This is a genomic window from Methanolinea sp., from assembly GCA_030055515.1.
Lineage (GTDB): Archaea > Halobacteriota > Methanomicrobia > Methanomicrobiales > Methanospirillaceae > Methanolinea_A.
The window spans coordinates 1-17,340 of the sequence record JASFYI010000005.1 but is presented as its reverse complement, the minus strand read 5'-3'; the positions used below and the strand labels follow the sequence as shown (position 1 = coordinate 17,340).

The following is a 17,340-nucleotide window of genomic DNA, read 5'->3' as shown; positions in this document are numbered from 1 at the left end:
GGATTCGTGGTTTCAACTGCACTTTTGACATCCTGCCAAGCGCGAGATAGATTCCCGTTCGTGGCCTGATGTACCGAAGGGATTTACGGGAAGAGGCACGTTTGCCCTCGTGCATCCAGTACCCCCCCCATTGGCGGGGAACGTTGCCTATGCAGGGAGAGGAGGGGCTATTGAGAACCGTTTTGCCGGTTGCTTTCACAGGGAACCGGTGGAAACGGAGGGAAGACTGTCCCCGCTCTCCCCACGGGGTTTTCTCAAGCGGGATACCATCCTCAGGGTAACTATCTCCCTCGGATTTTGCCCGTGGAATCCTTGTGGGGAGTGTCTCCGCACTGCGTGGCGGTCTGACACCGCTACCGGGAAAGGAGGGAGAAATAGAGAAAGAAGGGCGGGTGTCCTCAACAGCAGTTGCAGCCGAACGGGCAGCCCGAGAAGGCGACCCTCACGGTCGTCGTCTGGTTTGGTGCGACGACGGCAGTCCCGCACCACACGACGTCCCTGTAGGGGCTGTATGGAGACGTGGTGACCTTCAGGCAATAGGTGCCCGAGAGGATGTTGTTGTCGAAGTAGACGGGGAGGACGGAGGGGCCAATCCACTGCATATTGTAGTAGTCCGCGACATCGAGGGCGAAGAAGTCGGACTTTATCCAGAAGTAGTACTTCTTCCCGTCGTCGGGACCGACCACGACCATGGACCCGTAGTCCCTCTCCTGGGGCTGGACCTCGTCGGGATAGAACGTGGGAACGGACGAGTAGTGGGTGATCACGGTCGACTGCCACGTCCCGTAGCAGGAGGGGCACGACGCGTACGACGAGACGCTGTTTGAGTAACTCACGGTACCTTGACCCGCCGCACCCGGGGACGATGGTACGCTTACGCCGGGGAAAGGCTGGGAATTCAGCGTTACCCCGATGGCATACAGCTTCTCGAGGACGCTCGTCTTACTCAAGCTCCCGGGACTTGGAATTCCCTTGAATCCTGCGACCGGTGCTGCACACGCGGGGGCAACGAGCCCCGCGACGAGGAATAACGCGAAAATACCTATCAACGTCCCGCGCCTCATCTGTAACCACGCTTCCCTGAACTTCATTCTCGGACCCCCATCTCCCAGAGGAAGACCAGATACACCAGTAATGTGGGTGGGAAGATAAAAGAATGTCGCCCCTTGGGAGGGAGTCCCCCGCGGATCCTAAAGGCTTTCTCTCCCCGATTACCCGGGTTCTCGTGCCGGTCGTGCCGCACGAACCTTTCCGTTTTCGCGTTCCCGCGGCTCTCTCCCCCACCAGCGCACGCGTTCCGAACGGGAGACGAGAATCGCCCGCGCACAGTCCCGGATGCCCCCCGTCCATAAACCACATCGTGCGATACACTTTGCAGGAGGGGGACTCCCACGTACCGTTCCGGTCATCACGAGGGAGGGGAGATACACACGGCGGAAAGAGTGGGTATTATGGAGCGCGAGGAGGATATTCCTCTCATGGCAGGGAATGCAGCGGGAGGATGCCCGGTTTTCCACGTGAATAGCGGCATTCCCCCGGTTGGACTCGGCGCCGTGGTCACGTCCCTTGGTCTTGCCCTCCTGGCCACGGGAATGCCTCCTGAAATCTCTCTGTTCCCGGCAGCGGTTTTCCTAGGCTTTGGGACATGGCTCGTCGCCGCCGGTGTGCGGGGAATGTGCAGGGAAGAACGGGGGCGTCTCGCCCCCTCCGGGGAGTGATGCAGCATGGCAAGTGAACCGGACCCGTCCCCCCATGGCGACCCGCTCGAGAGTGCCCGCGGTATCCTCGCGGGGGAGGCCGTACACTCGCCCGATCCCCACGTGCGGCGGTATGCCCTCTTCCTCGCGGGCAGGGAGAAGAACCCCGCGTTCAAGGGGATCTTCCTCTCTGCCCTCCGGGATCCCGACAAGGGCGTCCGCGCCCAGGCGGCCGCCGCGCTCGGCGGACTCGGGGAGGAAGTCGTCCCCGACGTCGTCCCGCTCCTCTCCGACCCCGACTGGAGGGTCCGGTACAGGGCCGCGGAGATCCTCGGGATGGCGAAGGGCCGCGGGGCTGTCGCCGCGCTCGTCGCGGCCCTCGCGGACGGAAAGGACCACGTGCGGTACATGGCGGCAAAGGCACTCGGGGAGATAGGGGACCAGAGCGCGGTCCGGCCGCTCGCAGGGAGGCTCCGCGACGAGAACCCTTACGTCCGGAAGGCAGCGGTCATCGCCCTCGGCAGGCTGGGGAGCGAGGAGGGATTAGGAGAGATAAGGCGGCTGGAGGGAGAGGAAAGGGTGGACTTCGTCCGCGAGGCGGCAAGGGACGTCCTTTCCCGCCGGTGAGGTGTGTGGAGGACGGTCCGGAATACCCCGCGAAAAACATTGGAAAAGAAGGTCTCTTTGTGAGGGGCAGGGTGCAGGCGTTCCCGGTCCCTCACCGGATCTTCGTCCCGGGCGGGACGTCCCGGAGAGGGACGAGGAGGGACGCCTCGTCGCCCGCGGCAAGGACCATCCCCTGGCTCTCGATCCCGAAGATCCGGGCCGGCTCGAGGTTGGCAACGACCACGACGTTCAGTCCCACGAGCTCCTCGGGCCTGTAGAACTGCGCGATTCCCGCCACCACCTGCCTCGTCCCCTCCCCGAGATCGACCGTGAGCTTCAGGAGTTTCTTTGACTTCGGGACCGGTTCCGCGGCGATGATCCTCCCCGTCCGGATGTCGAGACGCTGGAATTCCTCGATCGGCACCCTCGCTGCCTCCTTCGCGCGCTCGGCCGCCCTCCTGACCCTCTCTGTGAGGATCCCGTCCATCTCGCGGACGAGCGAGTCCTCGATCTTCGGGAAGACCGGGCGGGGAGCCGGGAGCGGCCGCGGGGGGAGGTCGCGTGCCGCCGCGTCGAAGGTGATACCCTCCATCGGCCGATCGTTCCCGAGCATCTCCCAGATTTCGCGGGCCTTCCCCGGGATCGCGGGTTCGAAGAGGATGGAGAGCGCGTGCGCGAGGACGAGGCAGTCCTTCACCACGCGGCACGCGGCGTCCCTGTCTGACTTCACCAGTTTCCACGGTGCGTTCGCCTGGATGTAGTTGTTCCCGAACGCGGCGAGCGCCATCGCCTCGTCCACGGCGACCTTGAAGTCGTAATCCCTTACCGCCGCCGTGACTCTCGCGGTGGCCTCCCGTATCCTATCCAGTATCGCGGGGGAGACGGGGACGTCCGGGATCCCCCCAAACTCCCTGTGCGCGAAGTGGAGGGTCCTGTAGAGGAAGTTCCCGAGGGTGTTCACGAGCTCGTTGTTGATTCTCTCCGAGAAGACCTTCCAAGAGAAATTGAGGTCCTTTGTGTGGTTCGTGTAGGAGAGGAGGTAGTACCGGAGGTAATCGGGGGGCAGGCCGCGGTCGAGGTAGTCCTCGTTCGTCCAGACGACGTACCCCCTCGTCTTCGAGAACTTGTGGTCGTCCACCTTGACCATCCCGCTCGCGACGATCGCGTACGGTGTCCCGTAGCCCGCCCCCTCGAGGAGCGCGGGCCAGAAGATGCAGTGGTGGTACACGATGTCGCCGCCGATGAAGTGCGTCACGCGGTTCTCGCCACACCACAGCTCCTTCCAGTCCCGCCCGGCCTTCGCGGCCCACTCCTCGGTGAACGAGATGTACCCGATGGGGGCATCGACCCAGACGTAGACGACGAGGTCGTCCCTCCCCGGGAACTTCACGCCCCAGTCCAGAGTCCTCGTGATGCACCAGTCGCGGAGCCCTTCCCTCACCCACCCGAGCGCGTAGTTCCGCGCGTTGAGGGTTCCCCTGAGCCCCTCGAGGTATTGGAGGAGGAATTCCTTGAATGCCCCGAGGCGGAAGAAGTAGTGCTCCTGGTCGCGGAGCTCTGCCCTCGTCTTGCAGACCATGCAGACCGGCTCGCGGACCTCGCCCGGCTCGAGGTGCCTGCCACACCCCTGGTCGCACTCGTCGCCGCGCGCGGGGGTCCCGCAGTAGGGGCACAGCCCTTCCACGTACCTGTCGGGGAGGAACCGCGCGCACTTCGGGCAGTAGCTCTGCTGGATGACCTTTGAGTAGACGTGGCCGTTCTCGATGAGCCTCCGCACGATCTTCTGCGTCCGCTCGTGGTTCGTGGGATCGTCGGTCATCCCGAAGTGGTCGAAGTGGACCATCATCCGCCGGAACGTCTCCTCGAAGTGGGCGTGGTACCGCTCGGAGAGCTGCCTCGGCGAGACGCCCTCTTCCTCGGCACTCACCACGATGGGTGTCCCGTGGTTGTCGGAGCCGCAGATGAAGACCACTTCCTCCCCCATGCGCCGGAGGGAGCGGACGTAGAAGTCCGCGGGTACGTAGGTGCGTAGGTGCCCGATGTGACAGGGCCCGTTCGTGTAGGGGAGACCGCAGGTCACCAGGATGGGCTTGTCTTGCATCACTATGCTTTTGATGGTAATGCTATAAATAACTGGGAGGGTCCACCGTGAGGAAAACCGTCCTTCCGACCTGCGGGCTGGGCGCAGAGCCCGGATTGCCGGACGCAGGCGACCTCGCGGGGTGGGTGGAGGACCAGAGGGGCAGGGAAGCGGACCTCACGTCGTTCCTCGTGGAGGAGAGTCTCCGCCCGCAGCTGGACGCGGGGATCTCCCTGCCCTGCGCGGGGGGGAAGTTCTACGGGAAGCGGCTCGGGGAATCGATCGAGGGCCTCGAAGGAGGGAAAATTACGGGAGAACTCGCGCTGTCTCCGGGGCTCCTCGCGGACGACGCGGCGAGGGCCGTGGCCCTCTCCCCCGGCTGCAGGTTCGCTGTCCCCGCCCCCCACCTCGTCGCAAGAGAAGACGCGCACTACGGCGACGAGGAAGAGGCGCGTGCAACCCTCTGCGAGCAGTACAGGCGATTATTCCGGGAGATGCGGGACAGGGGGATCGGGGGGCACGTCTGCATCGGCGGGGAGGCGGTCCCCGGGGAACTGGAGGCACTCGCGGGCAGGCGCGTCCTCTTCTTCGTCGAGGGGGCGGACCGTGCCACCCTCGGGGAACTCCTCGAGTACCAGCGGGCAATCGTCGTGAGGGGGCGGGACATCGCGGGACTCGCGGAACTCATGGACGAGTACGAGGTCGCAACGGTCTTCCTCCTCGACCCGGGGGGTGACGACGTGGAGAGGATCCTCGAGGTGTGCGACGCAGAGAGGGTCCGGCTCGCGGGGTACTGCACGGCGAAGTGCCCGGAGTACTGGAGACGCCTCGTGGAGGCGTCGACTGTCCGCACCGCGTGACGGAAAAAGAGGGAATCGGGGCCGGCAGGGGGAAGGATGCGCACTCAAGGGAGTGATTCTGCGCGCGCCACGAACTGCGCGGCGTAGGGACACCTGCCCGAGAGCCGGAAGATGATCCTGTCCCAGAACCCGAACGGGAAGTTCCCGCCGGCCGCGTGGGGGTGGCCGCCGCCGCCGAAGCTCTTCGCGAGGATGTGGCTCACCGGCGGGACCGAGCGGAGAGAGAACCTCCCCGAGGGCGAGACGAGGACCTCCATCTCCGTCCCGAGTTCCCTGCGCATCGCGGCGGCGGTCTCGCTCGGGTACCCGTAGAGAGGTGCAAATCCGATCCGGAACCGCGCGACGTGCACCCTCGCCTTCCGCATGCTCTTCCTGATGGCCCTCTCCATGTCCTCGCGGATCTCGCGGTACATGCGGGCCATGGTCTCGTCGGAGAAGACACCCTCGACGAGCCTGTCGCGGATGTACTCCCTGTTCTCCTTCCGCTGGATGATCTGGCCGAGGACCGCGGAACGCGGGTCCTTGTGGACCCATAGGTCGTAGTCGCAGACGACCGACGCGATCTCCCGCGCGACAGGGTCATCCGGGAGGAGGTCCCGGGCACACAACCCGGTCGCGCAGGTCTCGGTGCTCACGCGGAGGACGTCGCAGGATGCAGCGACCCTCTCGATCTCCCCCTCCGTCCACCTGTGGTGGTCACGCCACTCGACCCTCCACCCCGCGGCCTTCACCCGGGACAGGACGGACTCTGCCCCCTGGAAGTAGCCGAGGTCCGTTATGCTCAGGGTGCTCCCCCCGCCCGGGGTCCCGGAGACCGTCTCCAGCGCGCGGGGGAACCGGCCCACGGAGCAGAAGAGCGTGGTCACCCGCGGGTATGCCCTCCGGTGGATGGCGTCGCAGCCGACGGCGTCGAGGTCGTTGTGCGTGAGGTGCACGACCCCCCCTTCCCTCCCCGAGAGCAGGAGCCGGATTTCATCCCCCGGGGCCTTCCGGAACCGGCTGGTCCACGGGAACCTCATCGTCCCCCACACCCGCTCGCCGCCGCGTGGATCTGGCGGTAATCTCTGTTCATCCGGAAAAACACATAATTTATTAGCCGTGACCGACAATATTGTTTCCCCGCCTCAGTAGCTCAGCTTGGGAGAGCGCCAGACTGAAGATCTGGTTGTCCCCGGTTCAAATCCGGGCTGAGGCACTCACCGCACGCGGCGGTGCGCATCTATTCTCGGTGCGATTCCGTAGCATCAATCGGTATCCTTTCTGTCCCGGGTCTCCTGCGGTTTCTCCCACCAGACGACGGCCGTTCTCCGTGTCACTCTGTAGGCGAACGGGCCGCCCTCCCATTTTCTCCGGAGTCTCCGCGCGAAGTACTCCCGGACCGGGGTGGAGTCCTTGAGCCCGGGGCAGTGGAGCGCAATCCAGCTCTCCGCGGCCTCGTCCACCGACGCATACGTCGTCTCCCACCCGGCGTCGTAGATCCGCACCGAGGCATAGATCCCCGCGTCGTGCAGGATGTTGAGCGGGAAGATGTAGTCGGGGTAGCCCTTCCTCGCGGCGCCGAGCTCGCCGAAGACCGCCCTGTAGAGCTCCATCTCTTCGGGTCCCCGCCACTCGCCCGCGTGCCAGAAGAGGTACACCGCCCTTCGGGCAGCCGCGTCGAGCTTTTCGAGCGCGGCGGCGAGGTCGTAGATGCCAAGGGAGAACGCGGCGACCACGACGTCGTGCGGCGCGATGTCCCTCCCCACGACGACGTCCTCCCACCTCATGTGGACGCAGGTGTAGTTGGCGAGGCCCGCCCGCCCCATGTTCTCCCGCAGGATGGAGAGCATCCCGGACGACGCGTCGAGCGCGGTGACATGGGAGACGCGCCGTGCCATGGGGACCGCGAGTCTCCCCGTCCCCGCCCCCATGTCGAGGACGGTATCCGTGGGGAGGAGGCGGACGTATGCAAGGTCCCGCTCCGCTGATTCCTGCTCGCCCCTCGTGGCCTTCTGGTACGCCCTCGCCTTCCTGTCCCAGACCACGCCGGGGTCCTTCTCCTTCTCGATGCGGCCGGGGGAGCTCGCGAAGATCGCCTTCCACAGCTCGTTCCAGTTGACGATCCGGTGCATGCACTGTATTTTCGCGGGGACTGGTATATGTAGGAAGGGGGATGGAAAGGGGGAGAGAAGGTGGAGTGGGGCCGGGGGCCCGCGGGGGCATCCCCCAGGCTCCCATAAGGTTAAGGCAACCACGGCAGAGAGTGGTGGTGAGGTGCCTGCCCATGGCCGAGGTCTCCCTTGAGGAATCGATCTGCAGGATGAAGTGGTCCACCTACGTCCTGACGGGGATCATGTCAATTGCCTTTGGTATCATGTTCTTCGCGTTCCCAAAGCTCACGGCGGAAGTCGTGGTGACCCTCCTTGGGATCGTCATCCTCGTGCTCGCGATATTCGCGGTCGTCATCGCCCTCGCGAGCCGGGTCGGGGATCCCCACTCGGGTCTCCTCCTCGTCCTCGGTATCGCGGGGTTCTTCTCGGGAATGGCAGCGATCATGTCCCCGCTCGTCTTCGGGGCGGTCCTCTCGACAATCCTCGGCGTTGTCCTCCTCGCGATAGGAGTGGTCAACATCGCCATGGGATTCTCCGAGAGGGAGGGGCGGGGACGGTGGTGCCTGTTCCTCCTCGGGATTGTCTCGATCGCTTTTGCCGTCCTCCTCGTGGCGTATCCCCTCTACGGGTCTCTCATCCTCTTTGGGTACATGGTGGGCGTGTACTTCGTGCTGTATGGCATCCTCCTCGTCGGTGCCGGGTTCATCGTGAGGAGGATCGCACCGGAGATCTGCCCCGTGGAATAATCCCCCGATTTCCGGGACGGGAAGGGGGGCGCTGGTGCCCGGGCCGGGCTTCCCGTCCCCGCGGAGACCGGGGAGACCGCTATTTTTTTAATCCGCGTGCACAGATCTCTTCAAAAGTTCTCTATAGGCCGGTCGCAGGTGCGATATGCGGTTTACCCCGATGCAGGTGGAAGCCCTCAAGGAGCTCTCCAATATCGGTGCTGCACACGCAGCAACCTCCCTCTCCCAGATCATCGGGACAACGGTCAACATGAACGTTCCCGAGGTCAACCTCCTCGACATCTCCGACCTCGGCGCGGTGCTCGGCGACGAGGTTGCGACAATGATCGTCTTCCAGCTCCAGGGCGACCTCCCGCACGGGGGTTTCCTCATCCTCCACTTCTCGCAGGACTCGGCGAGGAAACTCGCGGGGATCATGTGCGGGTGCGAGGAGAGCGGGCAGTCGCTCGGCGAGCTCGGGCAGAGCGCCCTCCTCGAGGCAGGGAACATCATGATCTCCTCTTTCCTCAACGCGACGTCGGAGATGCTCAGCCTCGTGATGCTCCCCTCGCCGCCGTACCTCGCGACCGACATCCTCCACGCGATGGTACAGTCCCTCATCGTGGGCATGGGCGTCGACTACAACGACATCATCCTCTTCCGCATCCAGCTCAACTCCCCGGAGCACAGGATAGAGGGGAACATCGTCCTCCTCATCGAGGACGGCACGCTCCAGAAGATGGCGGGGATCCTCGAGTCGCTCATCGGGAATCCCGCGGGTCCGGCCTAGCCGCGGGGTGCCGCACGGCACCGGACCGAAAGGCTGTTGTGGCACCGTCTCCCACCCGCGAGACAGGGCCACCATGCACGCGGAAGATTCGTTCCCGGTAGAACTCGTCCCGTGGAGGGAGGCGGTGAGACTCTCCCGCCTCCTCGCCAAGAAAATACGCGGTTCTTTCTCCCCCGACATCGTCGTCGCGATCGGGAGGGGGGGCTACGTCCCCGCCCGGATCGTCTGCGACTCCCTCATGCTCTCGTCCCTCACCTCGATCCGGGTGGAGCACTGGGGGGTCGCCGCCAAAAGCCGCGAATCCGCGGTCGTCCGCTACCCCCTCGCGACTGACGTGAGGGGGATGGACGTCCTCGTCGTCGACGACGTGACAGACACGGGAGAGACCCTCGAGGTCGCGGTCCGGTACCTGAATGGCCTGTCGCCAAAGGCCGTCCGGACCGCGGTCCTCCACCACAAGGCGAAATCGGCATTCACCCCCGACTACTACGCGTTGTACGAGGAATCGTGGCGGTGGATAGTCTACCCGTGGGCGCTCCACGAGGACCTCACGGGATTCTGCGAGTCCGTCATGGGGAGAGACCCCCTCGCGCCCGCCGAGATCCTCGCCGCCCTGCGGGACCGGTACGGGATGGCACCCTCCCGGCGCGCGGTGGGGGATGCACTCGGAGAACTCGTCCGGCGGGGACGGGCAGAGAGGGAGGGGGGGAAGTACAGGCGCGCGAGGGGTAACCCGTGAGGGCCGTTTCAGCCGCCGTTCAGGCAGAGGTCGGGCCCGGTGCCGCGCACGGCATCGTCGAATATCTCCGCGGCATCGCGGCCACCCGGCGGGACGTACGTGCGCGGCGCGGAACCGAGGATCTTCTCCATCGCCCGCGCCGTCTCTTCCGCGCGGAGCCCAACGAGCACCGCGGCGCTCTCCCACGGGACTTTTCCCCCGGAGAATGCCGCGTGGCAGGCAGGGCAGAGGACGAGGATCCTGTCTCCTCGCCCTCCCCCGGGCCACGGTGTCCCCGCCGGCGGGTCGAGGACGTAGACAGAGAGGTGACCGACGGGGAAAGACTCCCCGCAGTGTTCGCAGCGGCCCCCGCAGGCACGGGCCAGTCTCCGGACCTTGACGGGGTGGGCCTGCAGGAAGGCTGCGAGATCCTCCTCATTCCGCAACGCACGTTCCTCCACGCGTGCGGGTTTGGGGCGCGCAGGGGCATATACCTTCCTGCCGGGGCCCCTCCCCCGCACTGCCGGCACGCGCAAGGGATAATAGCGAAAGGGACAGATCCCCGGTGGTGCCACCTCCCGCGCGGGAGGGATCTCGGGGCAGGGCCATGAGGATCGTGATCGCTCTCGGGGGGAACGCCCTCCTCCGGAGGGGGCAGCCGATGACCGCGGAGGTCCAGAGGGAGAACGCGAGTTTCGCGGCGGACCGCATCGCGCCGCTCGCGGCGGAACACGAGGTCATCGTCACGCACGGGAACGGGCCGCAGGTCGGTCTCCTCGCGCTCCAGGCCGCGTGCGACAGCCGCCTCAAGCCCTACCCCCTCGACGTCCTCGATGCCCAGACCGAGGGGATGATAGGCTACATGGTGGAGCAGGAACTCGCAAACAGGCTGCCCCCGGGCCGGCACTGCGCGACCCTCCTCACGATGGTCGAGGTCGACCCGCGCGACCCTGCGTTTCGCCACCCGTCGAAGTTCGTGGGACCCGTCTACGACGGGGAGGAGATCGGGAGGATCGCCCGGGAGAGGGGATGGAAGTTCGAAAAAGACGGGGATTCCTGGAGGAGGGTTGTCCCCTCCCCCGACCCGCTCCGCATCGTGGAGATCGTTCCCATCCGGCTCCTGATAGAGGCCGGTGTCGTCGTCATCTGCGCAGGGGGCGGGGGCATCCCGGTCGTCCGGGGTGAGGGGGGCGTGCGGAGGTTCACCGGCGTCGAGGCGGTGATCGACAAGGATCTCGCGAGTGCACTCCTCGCGCGCGAGGTCGATGCCGACCTCCTCGTGATGGCAACGGACGTGGACGGCGTCTACCTCGGCTGGAAGACGCCGGACGCCCGGAGGCTGAGGGCGGTCACCCCCGGGACCCTGAGGAAGTTCCGGTTCGAACCCGGGTCCATGGGCCCGAAGGTCGAGGCCGCGTGCCGTTTCGTGGAGTCGACCGGGAGGAGGGCCGCGATCGGCGCCCTCACGGATATCGGGGGACTCGTCGCGGGGGACGCGGGGACGCAGGTCGTCCCCGGGCCGGGGGAGGGAGGGGGGGACTGACAGTGGGAAGACCCGGTGTCTTCTCCGAGGTGGGCAGGCTCCGCGCCGTCCTCGTGCACCGGCCGGACCTCGGCATGAGGCGGCTTTCGCCCGCGAACTGCCGCGATTTCCTCTTCGATGACATCCCGTGGGTCGAGAGAGCCCAGAAAGAGCACGACGCGTTCGTGCGGGTCCTCCGGGCCGAGGGCGTGAGGGTACTCTATCTCCACGACCTCCTCGTCGACATCCTTAGGGATGAGAAAATAAGGGAATGGGTGGTGGACCGGGTCGTCACGCCGTTTTCCGTGGGAATATCCGCGTGCAGGCCGGTGAGGATGTGCCTCTCCGAGATGGAACCAAAACAGCTCGCGACGCACCTCACGGGGGGGCTCACCCGGAGGGAACTCGAGTGCATCTACATGGAGGGGATGGCGCGGTCCTCGCTCCAGGTCGCATCGACACCGCCGGACTCCTTCATCCTCCCTCCCCTCCCCAACTCCCTCTTCCCCCGCGATTCGTCGACATGGATAGGCGAGGGGGTGACGGTCAACCCGATGCACTGGCCCGTGCGGAAACCTGAAGCGGTGAACATCGCCGCGGTGTACCGGTTCCACCCGCTCTTCTCAGGGGCGAGGGTGTGGTATTCCTGCATCGAGACCCCGTCGGAGACCTCCGTGCCGTCTGTGGGCATCCCCTCGATGGAAGGGGGGGACATCATGCCCGTGGGGAGGGGGGTCCTGCTCGTCGGGATGGGGGAGAGGACGCAGGGGCCGATGATCGAGCGGCTTGCAGGCACCCTCTTTGCGGAGGGCGTCGTGGAGAGGGTCATCGTCGCCCAGATGACCCCCGACCGCGCGCACATGCACCTCGACACCGTCTTTTCCATGCTCGACGTGGACGTGGTCACCGTGTACCCGAGGGTCACGTCGGCCCTCCGGACATTCGTCCTCGAGCCCGGCGGGGGGGACCGCCCGTTCCGCGTGGAGGAGGCAGGGGACTTCCTCACCGCTGTCGGCTCCGCCCTTGGGGAAGAGAGCCTCACCGCGATCCCGACCGGTGGCGACGAGTACGACGCGGCCCGGGAGCAGTGGGACGACGGGAACAACGTCCTCGCCATCCACCCGGGCCGCGTCGTGTGCTACGACCGGAACACGCACACGAACCGGAACTTCCGGGAGGCGGGGATCGACGTGGTGGAAATCGAGGCCTCGGAGCTCTCGCGGGGGCGAGGGGGAGGCCACTGCCTCACCTGCCCGCTCGTTCGCGACGGGATCTGACAGGGCAGATTTCCGGAGAGAGGGTTGGGAATCCGGGGAATGATATTTTTGACCGAATAATGGACAATTAGCTCCCTCCCCACATCCCCATTCAACCAACCGTCGTAATTGATTCTTATCGCCAAATCCCAGAGAAATAACGAGTCCGAGTACGAGTAGATTCGGAAAGACCGTCTCCTTCGCAGATTTCGTTGGATACCTGTGGATTTTTCTTAAACCGAATGCATTTTTCATTGTTTTGAAGACATCCTCGATTTGGGTCTCTTCTCGAGGAACGGTGTCTCGTCACGAAGATGCCTATCGTTCCACTCTCATGGGGGAGTGCATCGTTTTTCAAATGTGTGTTCCCCTTCGAGTACGATCAATTTCACTGTTTACCCCCTGTTATTTTTGCATTTTGAAGTTTTCCAATTGGAATTTTTCCGGGATTGGAGAAAGCGTGCCCAAATGTTAATTGAACGATAATTTTGCGTTATTTTGAGTTTGATTCTGTGGGGGGGCTGAAACCACGTGATTCCTACCGGGACGCGGGTATATAAAATGGAGATCACGAATGCGATTTCCATAGGTAAGGAATGATTGCTGTCCACCCCAATGAAAAGTCTCTAATAATTTTTCCCCTTTTTTTCAATTGAATCAATTTTTTCTTCAAGGGAACGCAGGTACGTGATATCCTCAACGATTCCGTTGATGAATGCGATGGAACCATCGGGTTGAAACGTTGCAAGGGCGGTGACAAGGACCCGCAGGACACTTCCGTCCCGTCTCCGGAGGAGGACTTCGCGATTCTTTACAAACCCATTCCTGCGGAGCTCTCCGAGGAGCTCTTCCCTTCCCCCCTCCTTTGCAAAAAGGGAGCTTACACCTGTCCCATTCAGTTGATCGAGGGATTCGAAACCGAGCATCTCAAGGAGTGATTTATTCCTCCATACAAAACGCCCTTCGGGGTCCCCTGTTGACCGGTAGACCCCAATGTTAATACTACTGACTAGGTCCTGGTAGCGATATTCGGCATTCCGAAGTCGTTCCTCAGATTTTTTAAGGGTAATATCTCGGACAATTGTGAAAATACCAACAATCTGGCCTCCTGCTCCTTTAATCGAGGATACGGTCAGGGAGACATCGATGATCCTGCCATCCTTTCTCACCCGTTGAGTCTCAAAATCGACGAGATAACCCCCCTCCAGTGCCTTTTTCTGAATCCCGTGTATCTCACCGACAAGGTGGGGTGGTTCTAGGATCTTGAGACTCTGGCCCTGTATCTCTTCAAAGGAGTATCCATAAATCCTCTGTGCGGCCGGGTTCCATGAGATAACTCTCCCGTCAGTGCTCGTGATGTATATGCCGTCATGGGATGAAACGAAAAGATGGAAAAGGAGATTCTGCATCTGAACTGACTCGTGGCGGGGTGTCAGGTCTTCATAAACGACGAGCTGGTCACCATTTGACAGAGTGATGGGTAAGAACGAGATGTCCTTGAAGACTCCGTCTTTGCACCGTACCGTGAACTGGCGGGGACGGATCTCGCCCGGGGAGGAGGAGGCAAGGTCTCGTTTCCACAATTCCCTTGCCCTCTTCTGGAGAGAGAGATCGGGAAAGGCCCGCATGAACCAGGCTCGTCCATTGGGGATGTCCTCTTGTGTGTAGCCAAAGAGATCCGTAAAATGGGGGCTGACATAGGTATACCTGCCGTTCCTGTCTATAATTGCGATGGGCTGGGATGAGATGGCAGCGACCGTCTCGAAAAGTTCCATGGAGAACTCTTTTTTACGCAGGGATTGACGTTCACGCAGGGCGAGGGCGCAAAGCTTCAGGTACTCCACGAGAAATGATTTTTGTTCAAGTATCTCTTCCCTGGGAGCGTAAATTTCGACAATTCCATGGAGTGTCCCTCCCCATGATATCCCTGCACAGCACGGCGGATCCTCTGGGAGGTGTTCTCCGGGAGGTATATTCTCATTTTGGAGAGATTCGGCCAGGAACCAGGACGGGGTGAGAACAGTCCACGTCATGTCGCCGGTTGTGAGTTCAGGGGAAAGGAGAAAATCCGTCCTGTCGTTCTTCAGGGAGAACTTTCTCCCAACCCATACAGGGTTGGGCATCGGGAAGGGGCCACTGCGATGTTCAGGCGCACTCACTGCTTCAAGGATACAGGATTGGGACTCTTGGTCGAGGGAATAGGCGGCAACAGATGCTCCGGGAATGAGCTCTCCAATATCGTGAGTGATGAGGGTATATATCCGGTCACCGTTTCGCTCGTCGAGAAAATTGCCTAATGCCCTCGTGAGTATGGCCACGAATCTCTCTTTTTGTCTTACCTGTTCCTGAGCCCTCATCTGGAGGGACAAGTCCACACCTGTTGCGAGTATGGACTGAACGTGCAAATCCCTGTCAAAAATTGCATGGAATTTCCATTCGATGGGATATAGAGCATTTCCTGGAGTTCCTGTCAGAAGAGTGAGTGTAATAGATGGCTTTTCGGGGGAGAGTGAGGCAAGGACTGATTGCAATTTTTTTGCATCTTCAGGGTCCAGCAATGAGAAGAAATTTGTTTCTGTGGGAGGAGGAGCAGAGGGAAAGAAACGGGATGCATACCAGTCACTACACGAAAGTGTCTCCCCGCGGGGAAGGAAATGGATATAGAAAAGGGAAGATACATGGGAAAATGCCTCTCTAATCTGTTTTTCGCTGTCAAGTGCATCCTGGAGGCACTGCACCTCGGTGCAATCCTGGATGATGATGAATTCTCCCAGTTCTCCATTGTCAACAATGGCAGGAAACCTCCGCATTTTGAGAGAAAAATGGGATCCACCCTTCTTGGGGGAAAGAAAGATCATTTGGCATTCACCTGGACTGGCGCCCATTGAAGAATGTTCCAGTGGCAAAGAGAGGAGAGGAAAATCACTCACCTGGTGCCCGATGAGATCATCCTTCCGGCACCCGAGGAATGCAAGGAGGGATGCATTGGCATCGATAACGGTTCCCCTGCCATCGATAACAATGACCATGTCGCGGATACAATCAAGTGGTGAGATACTCTCCTTTTTCGCGGCGAGGGTAAAGACTCTCGTCGTCCCGAACGAATGGGCCTCGACCTGTCCCGTGACAAGGAGTGCATGGAGGTCGCGGGAAACGGAATTGCGGTGACGTTTAAGCAGTCGTGCAACCTCATTGATACACAAACCCTGAGGGTTCTCAGAAAGAAGTTTTTTTATTTTTTCAATATTTTCTGATGAAGAGGCGTTCCTCATAGCAATCCCCGGGGAGACCAGAGGTATTCTCCCCTGGTCGGTTGGCTCATCACACGTGTTAATATCTGGCCCCCTTTATAAAATCGTGCCCTGCCCGGGTTCACTGATTATCGCATATGCCGTGCAGTGATGCACGAAAAAATGCCCCTGCTTGTGCCACTCAGTCTCTTTGTGCATTTTATGCTTGCAAATCGTTAATTTCTGGTGCTAATATAGCATTTTCCAATCCTGGGAAGAAGCCAGGGTCACAGCGAGGGAAAAGAAAAATGGAACCGAGACCAACGGGAAAAACTGTGAGGCAAATTCACCCCGATGAGGCGTATTTACTCCGTGAAGCACTCGAGTCAGAAACGAAGGGTGAGCATTCGCGGGCACTGGAGCTGATTGAGAAGGTTCTTGCCAGTGATCCCCACCATGCAATAGCGTGGCATGAGAAAGGGAACAGCCTTGATGAACTCGGCCGCTGCGAGGAGGCACTCTCCTGTTACGACAGGGCAATAAGCCTTGATGCCCAGAATGCGGAGACGTGGTTCAACAAGGGCCTGACATTAAAGAAAATGGGACGTGAGAAAGAGGCATATGACTGCATGAACCGGGGTGTCGAACTGGCCCTCGGGAGATAATACTGGTATATTCCCGTTTTTCACAATCGCTTCTATTTCAAAGATACCTGCTCCTCACGTATTTCGTGATAATTGCGATAAGCCCCGCGTTAAATATCTCCGATGGAGTCTCTCTGCATTTCCGGACGGGTCATGAGACTACAACGGGGATCCCATCCCTCCTGCATCCGGTGGAGATATCGTCCCGGGTGTGAAGGGGTGCACCGCTCGTGATTTCCGGCATTGACCCCGAAAAAAGAAGACAATTCATTGTTTGACAAATTGGCAGGAACAATAAAAGTCGGCAAGATAGACTATGCCATACCCCTTCGAAACGAAAAACCGGGTAATAATACTCTCCAGAAAAGGAGTGGAAATGGGAAAAAAATGGGTTGAATGATATGAAATTGTACGATCGATGTGTGGAACATTGGCCCGCGTTCATGTGAACAGGGCAAAAGGCGGTCTATACTCACCGTTTATAAAAAAGTGCGGTGCAATGAATGCATGCAAAAGTGCATGGCATTGTCGCTATTCAATTGATATTATATTAACTTATTAAATAAATTAAATAAAAATGATATACAGAAAAAAAACATTTAGATACCTTTATTTTCTGCCGATAATCACAGGGCACCGTAAACAGGTGTCTCAATGATTGCAAAGTACGTGCAGACGACCTGTCCCTACTGCGGGACGGGATGTTCCTTCAACCTCGTGGTGAAGGACGGGAAGGTCGTCGGAACGGCGCCGTACCACCGGTCGCCGGTGAACGAGGGGAAGGTCTGCCCGAAGGGCACGTATGCCCACGAGTTCATCAACCACCCCGACCGCCTCACCGTCCCGCTCATCAAGAAGGACGGGAAGTTCGTCGAGGCGAGCTGGGACGAGGCGCTCGACCTCGTGGCAAAGAAGTTCAAGCAGTACAAGCCCGACGAGATCGCGTGCCTCGCGTCGGCCCGCGTCTCCAACGAGGAGAACTACGCGATGATGAAGTTCGCGCGGGGCGTCCTCAAGACGCGGCACATCGACCACTGCGCGCGGCTGTGCCACGCGTCGACGGTTACGGGGCTCGCGGCGACGTTCGGGTCCGGGGCGATGACGAACTCGATCGGGGACATC

General features: G+C 61.2%; 16 protein-coding genes and 1 tRNA gene. 11 read left to right on the top strand and 6 right to left on the bottom strand.

Annotated features, from left to right (window positions below; genetic code table 11):
- Positions 1–398: 398 nt before the first annotated feature.
- Entirely contained in the window at positions 399–1,091 is a 693-nt protein-coding gene (locus tag QFX32_08560; GenBank protein ID MDI9634086.1) for a hypothetical protein, read from the bottom strand.
- A 360-nt stretch (positions 1,092–1,451) separates the two neighbouring features.
- Between QFX32_08560 and QFX32_08555 the strand changes: the two genes are divergently transcribed.
- Both QFX32_08555 and QFX32_08550 read left to right on the top strand, forming a co-directional pair.
- The gene (locus tag QFX32_08555) at positions 1,452–1,718 is read left to right on the top strand and encodes a hypothetical protein (GenBank protein ID MDI9634085.1); all 267 of its coding nucleotides are present in this window, start codon (positions 1,452–1,454) and stop codon (positions 1,716–1,718) included.
- A gap of 6 nt (positions 1,719–1,724) precedes the next feature.
- Positions 1,725–2,324, top strand: coding sequence for a HEAT repeat domain-containing protein (locus QFX32_08550; GenBank protein ID MDI9634084.1), 600 nt, complete (start codon positions 1,725–1,727; stop codon positions 2,322–2,324).
- A 91-nt stretch (positions 2,325–2,415) separates the two neighbouring features.
- Here the strand turns inward: QFX32_08550 and metG are convergent, their stop codons facing one another.
- A complete protein-coding gene (gene metG, locus QFX32_08545; GenBank protein ID MDI9634083.1) occupies positions 2,416–4,404 on the bottom strand; it encodes a methionine--tRNA ligase in 1,989 nt (662 codons plus the stop codon).
- 47 nt (positions 4,405–4,451) lie between these two features.
- On the opposite strand from metG, the gene QFX32_08540 reads away from it, so the two are divergent.
- Positions 4,452–5,243 carry a hypothetical protein gene (locus QFX32_08540; GenBank protein MDI9634082.1) on the top strand — a complete coding sequence of 264 codons (792 nt, stop codon included), beginning with the start codon at positions 4,452–4,454 and terminating at the stop codon, positions 5,241–5,243.
- A 44-nt stretch (positions 5,244–5,287) separates the two neighbouring features.
- Here QFX32_08540 and QFX32_08535 read toward each other — a convergent pair whose 3' ends face one another.
- Positions 5,288–6,262 (bottom strand): phosphoesterase, encoded by a 975-nt coding sequence (locus QFX32_08535; GenBank protein MDI9634081.1) that lies wholly within the window; start codon positions 6,260–6,262, stop codon positions 5,288–5,290.
- 102 nt (positions 6,263–6,364) lie between these two features.
- On the opposite strand from QFX32_08535, the gene QFX32_08530 reads away from it, so the two are divergent.
- Positions 6,365–6,438: transfer RNA gene (locus QFX32_08530), tRNA-Phe, on the top strand.
- Positions 6,439–6,487: 49 nt separating this feature from the next.
- Here the strand turns inward: QFX32_08530 and QFX32_08525 are convergent.
- Positions 6,488–7,354 (bottom strand): class I SAM-dependent methyltransferase, encoded by an 867-nt coding sequence (locus QFX32_08525; protein ID MDI9634080.1) that lies wholly within the window; start codon positions 7,352–7,354, stop codon positions 6,488–6,490.
- A 152-nt stretch (positions 7,355–7,506) separates the two neighbouring features.
- On the opposite strand from QFX32_08525, the gene QFX32_08520 reads away from it, so the two are divergent.
- The 3 genes from QFX32_08520 (at position 7,507) to QFX32_08510 (ending at position 9,587) form a co-directional block, all read left to right on the top strand.
- The gene (locus tag QFX32_08520) at positions 7,507–8,079 is read left to right on the top strand and encodes a DUF308 domain-containing protein (protein MDI9634079.1); all 573 of its coding nucleotides are present in this window, start codon (positions 7,507–7,509) and stop codon (positions 8,077–8,079) included.
- Between the two features lie 145 nt (positions 8,080–8,224).
- Positions 8,225–8,848 (top strand): chemotaxis protein CheC, encoded by a 624-nt coding sequence (locus QFX32_08515; GenBank protein ID MDI9634078.1) that lies wholly within the window; start codon positions 8,225–8,227, stop codon positions 8,846–8,848.
- A 73-nt stretch (positions 8,849–8,921) separates the two neighbouring features.
- Complete coding sequence (locus tag QFX32_08510) at positions 8,922–9,587, top strand: phosphoribosyltransferase (GenBank protein ID MDI9634077.1); 666 nt, start codon at positions 8,922–8,924, stop codon at positions 9,585–9,587.
- Positions 9,588–9,595: 8 nt separating this feature from the next.
- On the opposite strand, the gene QFX32_08505 is transcribed toward QFX32_08510, so the two are convergent.
- The gene (locus tag QFX32_08505) at positions 9,596–10,012 is read right to left on the bottom strand and encodes a hypothetical protein (protein ID MDI9634076.1); all 417 of its coding nucleotides are present in this window, start codon (positions 10,010–10,012) and stop codon (positions 9,596–9,598) included.
- 161 nt (positions 10,013–10,173) lie between these two features.
- Here QFX32_08505 and arcC point away from each other — a divergent pair, with 161 nt between their 5' ends.
- The gene (arcC, locus tag QFX32_08500; GenBank protein ID MDI9634075.1) at positions 10,174–11,109 is read left to right on the top strand and encodes a carbamate kinase; all 936 of its coding nucleotides are present in this window, start codon (positions 10,174–10,176) and stop codon (positions 11,107–11,109) included.
- 2 nt (positions 11,110–11,111) lie between these two features.
- Entirely contained in the window at positions 11,112–12,365 is a 1,254-nt protein-coding gene (locus QFX32_08495; protein MDI9634074.1) for an arginine deiminase, read from the top strand.
- 605 nt (positions 12,366–12,970) lie between these two features.
- Here the strand turns inward: QFX32_08495 and QFX32_08490 are convergent.
- Complete coding sequence (locus QFX32_08490) at positions 12,971–15,616, bottom strand: PAS domain S-box protein (protein ID MDI9634073.1); 2,646 nt, start codon at positions 15,614–15,616, stop codon at positions 12,971–12,973.
- Between the two features lie 266 nt (positions 15,617–15,882).
- On the opposite strand from QFX32_08490, the gene QFX32_08485 reads away from it, so the two are divergent.
- Both QFX32_08485 and QFX32_08480 read left to right on the top strand, forming a co-directional pair.
- Positions 15,883–16,239, top strand: coding sequence for a tetratricopeptide repeat protein (locus tag QFX32_08485; protein ID MDI9634072.1), 357 nt, complete (start codon positions 15,883–15,885; stop codon positions 16,237–16,239).
- Between the two features lie 633 nt (positions 16,240–16,872).
- Positions 16,873–17,340 (top strand): molybdopterin-dependent oxidoreductase (locus QFX32_08480; GenBank protein ID MDI9634071.1); only part of this gene is annotated, 468 nt, incomplete at its 3' end.

What these genes read in the sequence shown, in the direction of transcription:
- QFX32_08560 (MDI9634086.1), bottom strand. Translation starts at nt 1,091, where the DNA reads ATGAAGTTCAGGGAAGCGTGGTTACAGATGAGGCGCGGGACGTTGATA.
- QFX32_08555 (MDI9634085.1), top strand. Translation starts at nt 1,452, where the DNA reads ATGGAGCGCGAGGAGGATATTCCTCTCATGGCAGGGAATGCAGCGGGA.
- QFX32_08550 (MDI9634084.1), top strand. Translation starts at nt 1,725, where the DNA reads ATGGCAAGTGAACCGGACCCGTCCCCCCATGGCGACCCGCTCGAGAGT.
- metG (MDI9634083.1), bottom strand. Translation starts at nt 4,404, where the DNA reads ATGCAAGACAAGCCCATCCTGGTGACCTGCGGTCTCCCCTACACGAAC.
- QFX32_08535 (MDI9634081.1), bottom strand. Translation starts at nt 6,262, where the DNA reads ATGAGGTTCCCGTGGACCAGCCGGTTCCGGAAGGCCCCGGGGGATGAA.
- QFX32_08525 (MDI9634080.1), bottom strand. Translation starts at nt 7,354, where the DNA reads ATGCACCGGATCGTCAACTGGAACGAGCTGTGGAAGGCGATCTTCGCG.
- QFX32_08520 (MDI9634079.1), top strand. Translation starts at nt 7,507, where the DNA reads ATGGCCGAGGTCTCCCTTGAGGAATCGATCTGCAGGATGAAGTGGTCC.
- QFX32_08515 (MDI9634078.1), top strand. Translation starts at nt 8,225, where the DNA reads ATGCGGTTTACCCCGATGCAGGTGGAAGCCCTCAAGGAGCTCTCCAAT.
- QFX32_08510 (MDI9634077.1), top strand. Translation starts at nt 8,922, where the DNA reads ATGCACGCGGAAGATTCGTTCCCGGTAGAACTCGTCCCGTGGAGGGAG.
- arcC (MDI9634075.1), top strand. Translation starts at nt 10,174, where the DNA reads ATGAGGATCGTGATCGCTCTCGGGGGGAACGCCCTCCTCCGGAGGGGG.
- QFX32_08490 (MDI9634073.1), bottom strand. Translation starts at nt 15,616, where the DNA reads ATGAGGAACGCCTCTTCATCAGAAAATATTGAAAAAATAAAAAAACTT.
- QFX32_08485 (MDI9634072.1), top strand. Translation starts at nt 15,883, where the DNA reads ATGGAACCGAGACCAACGGGAAAAACTGTGAGGCAAATTCACCCCGAT.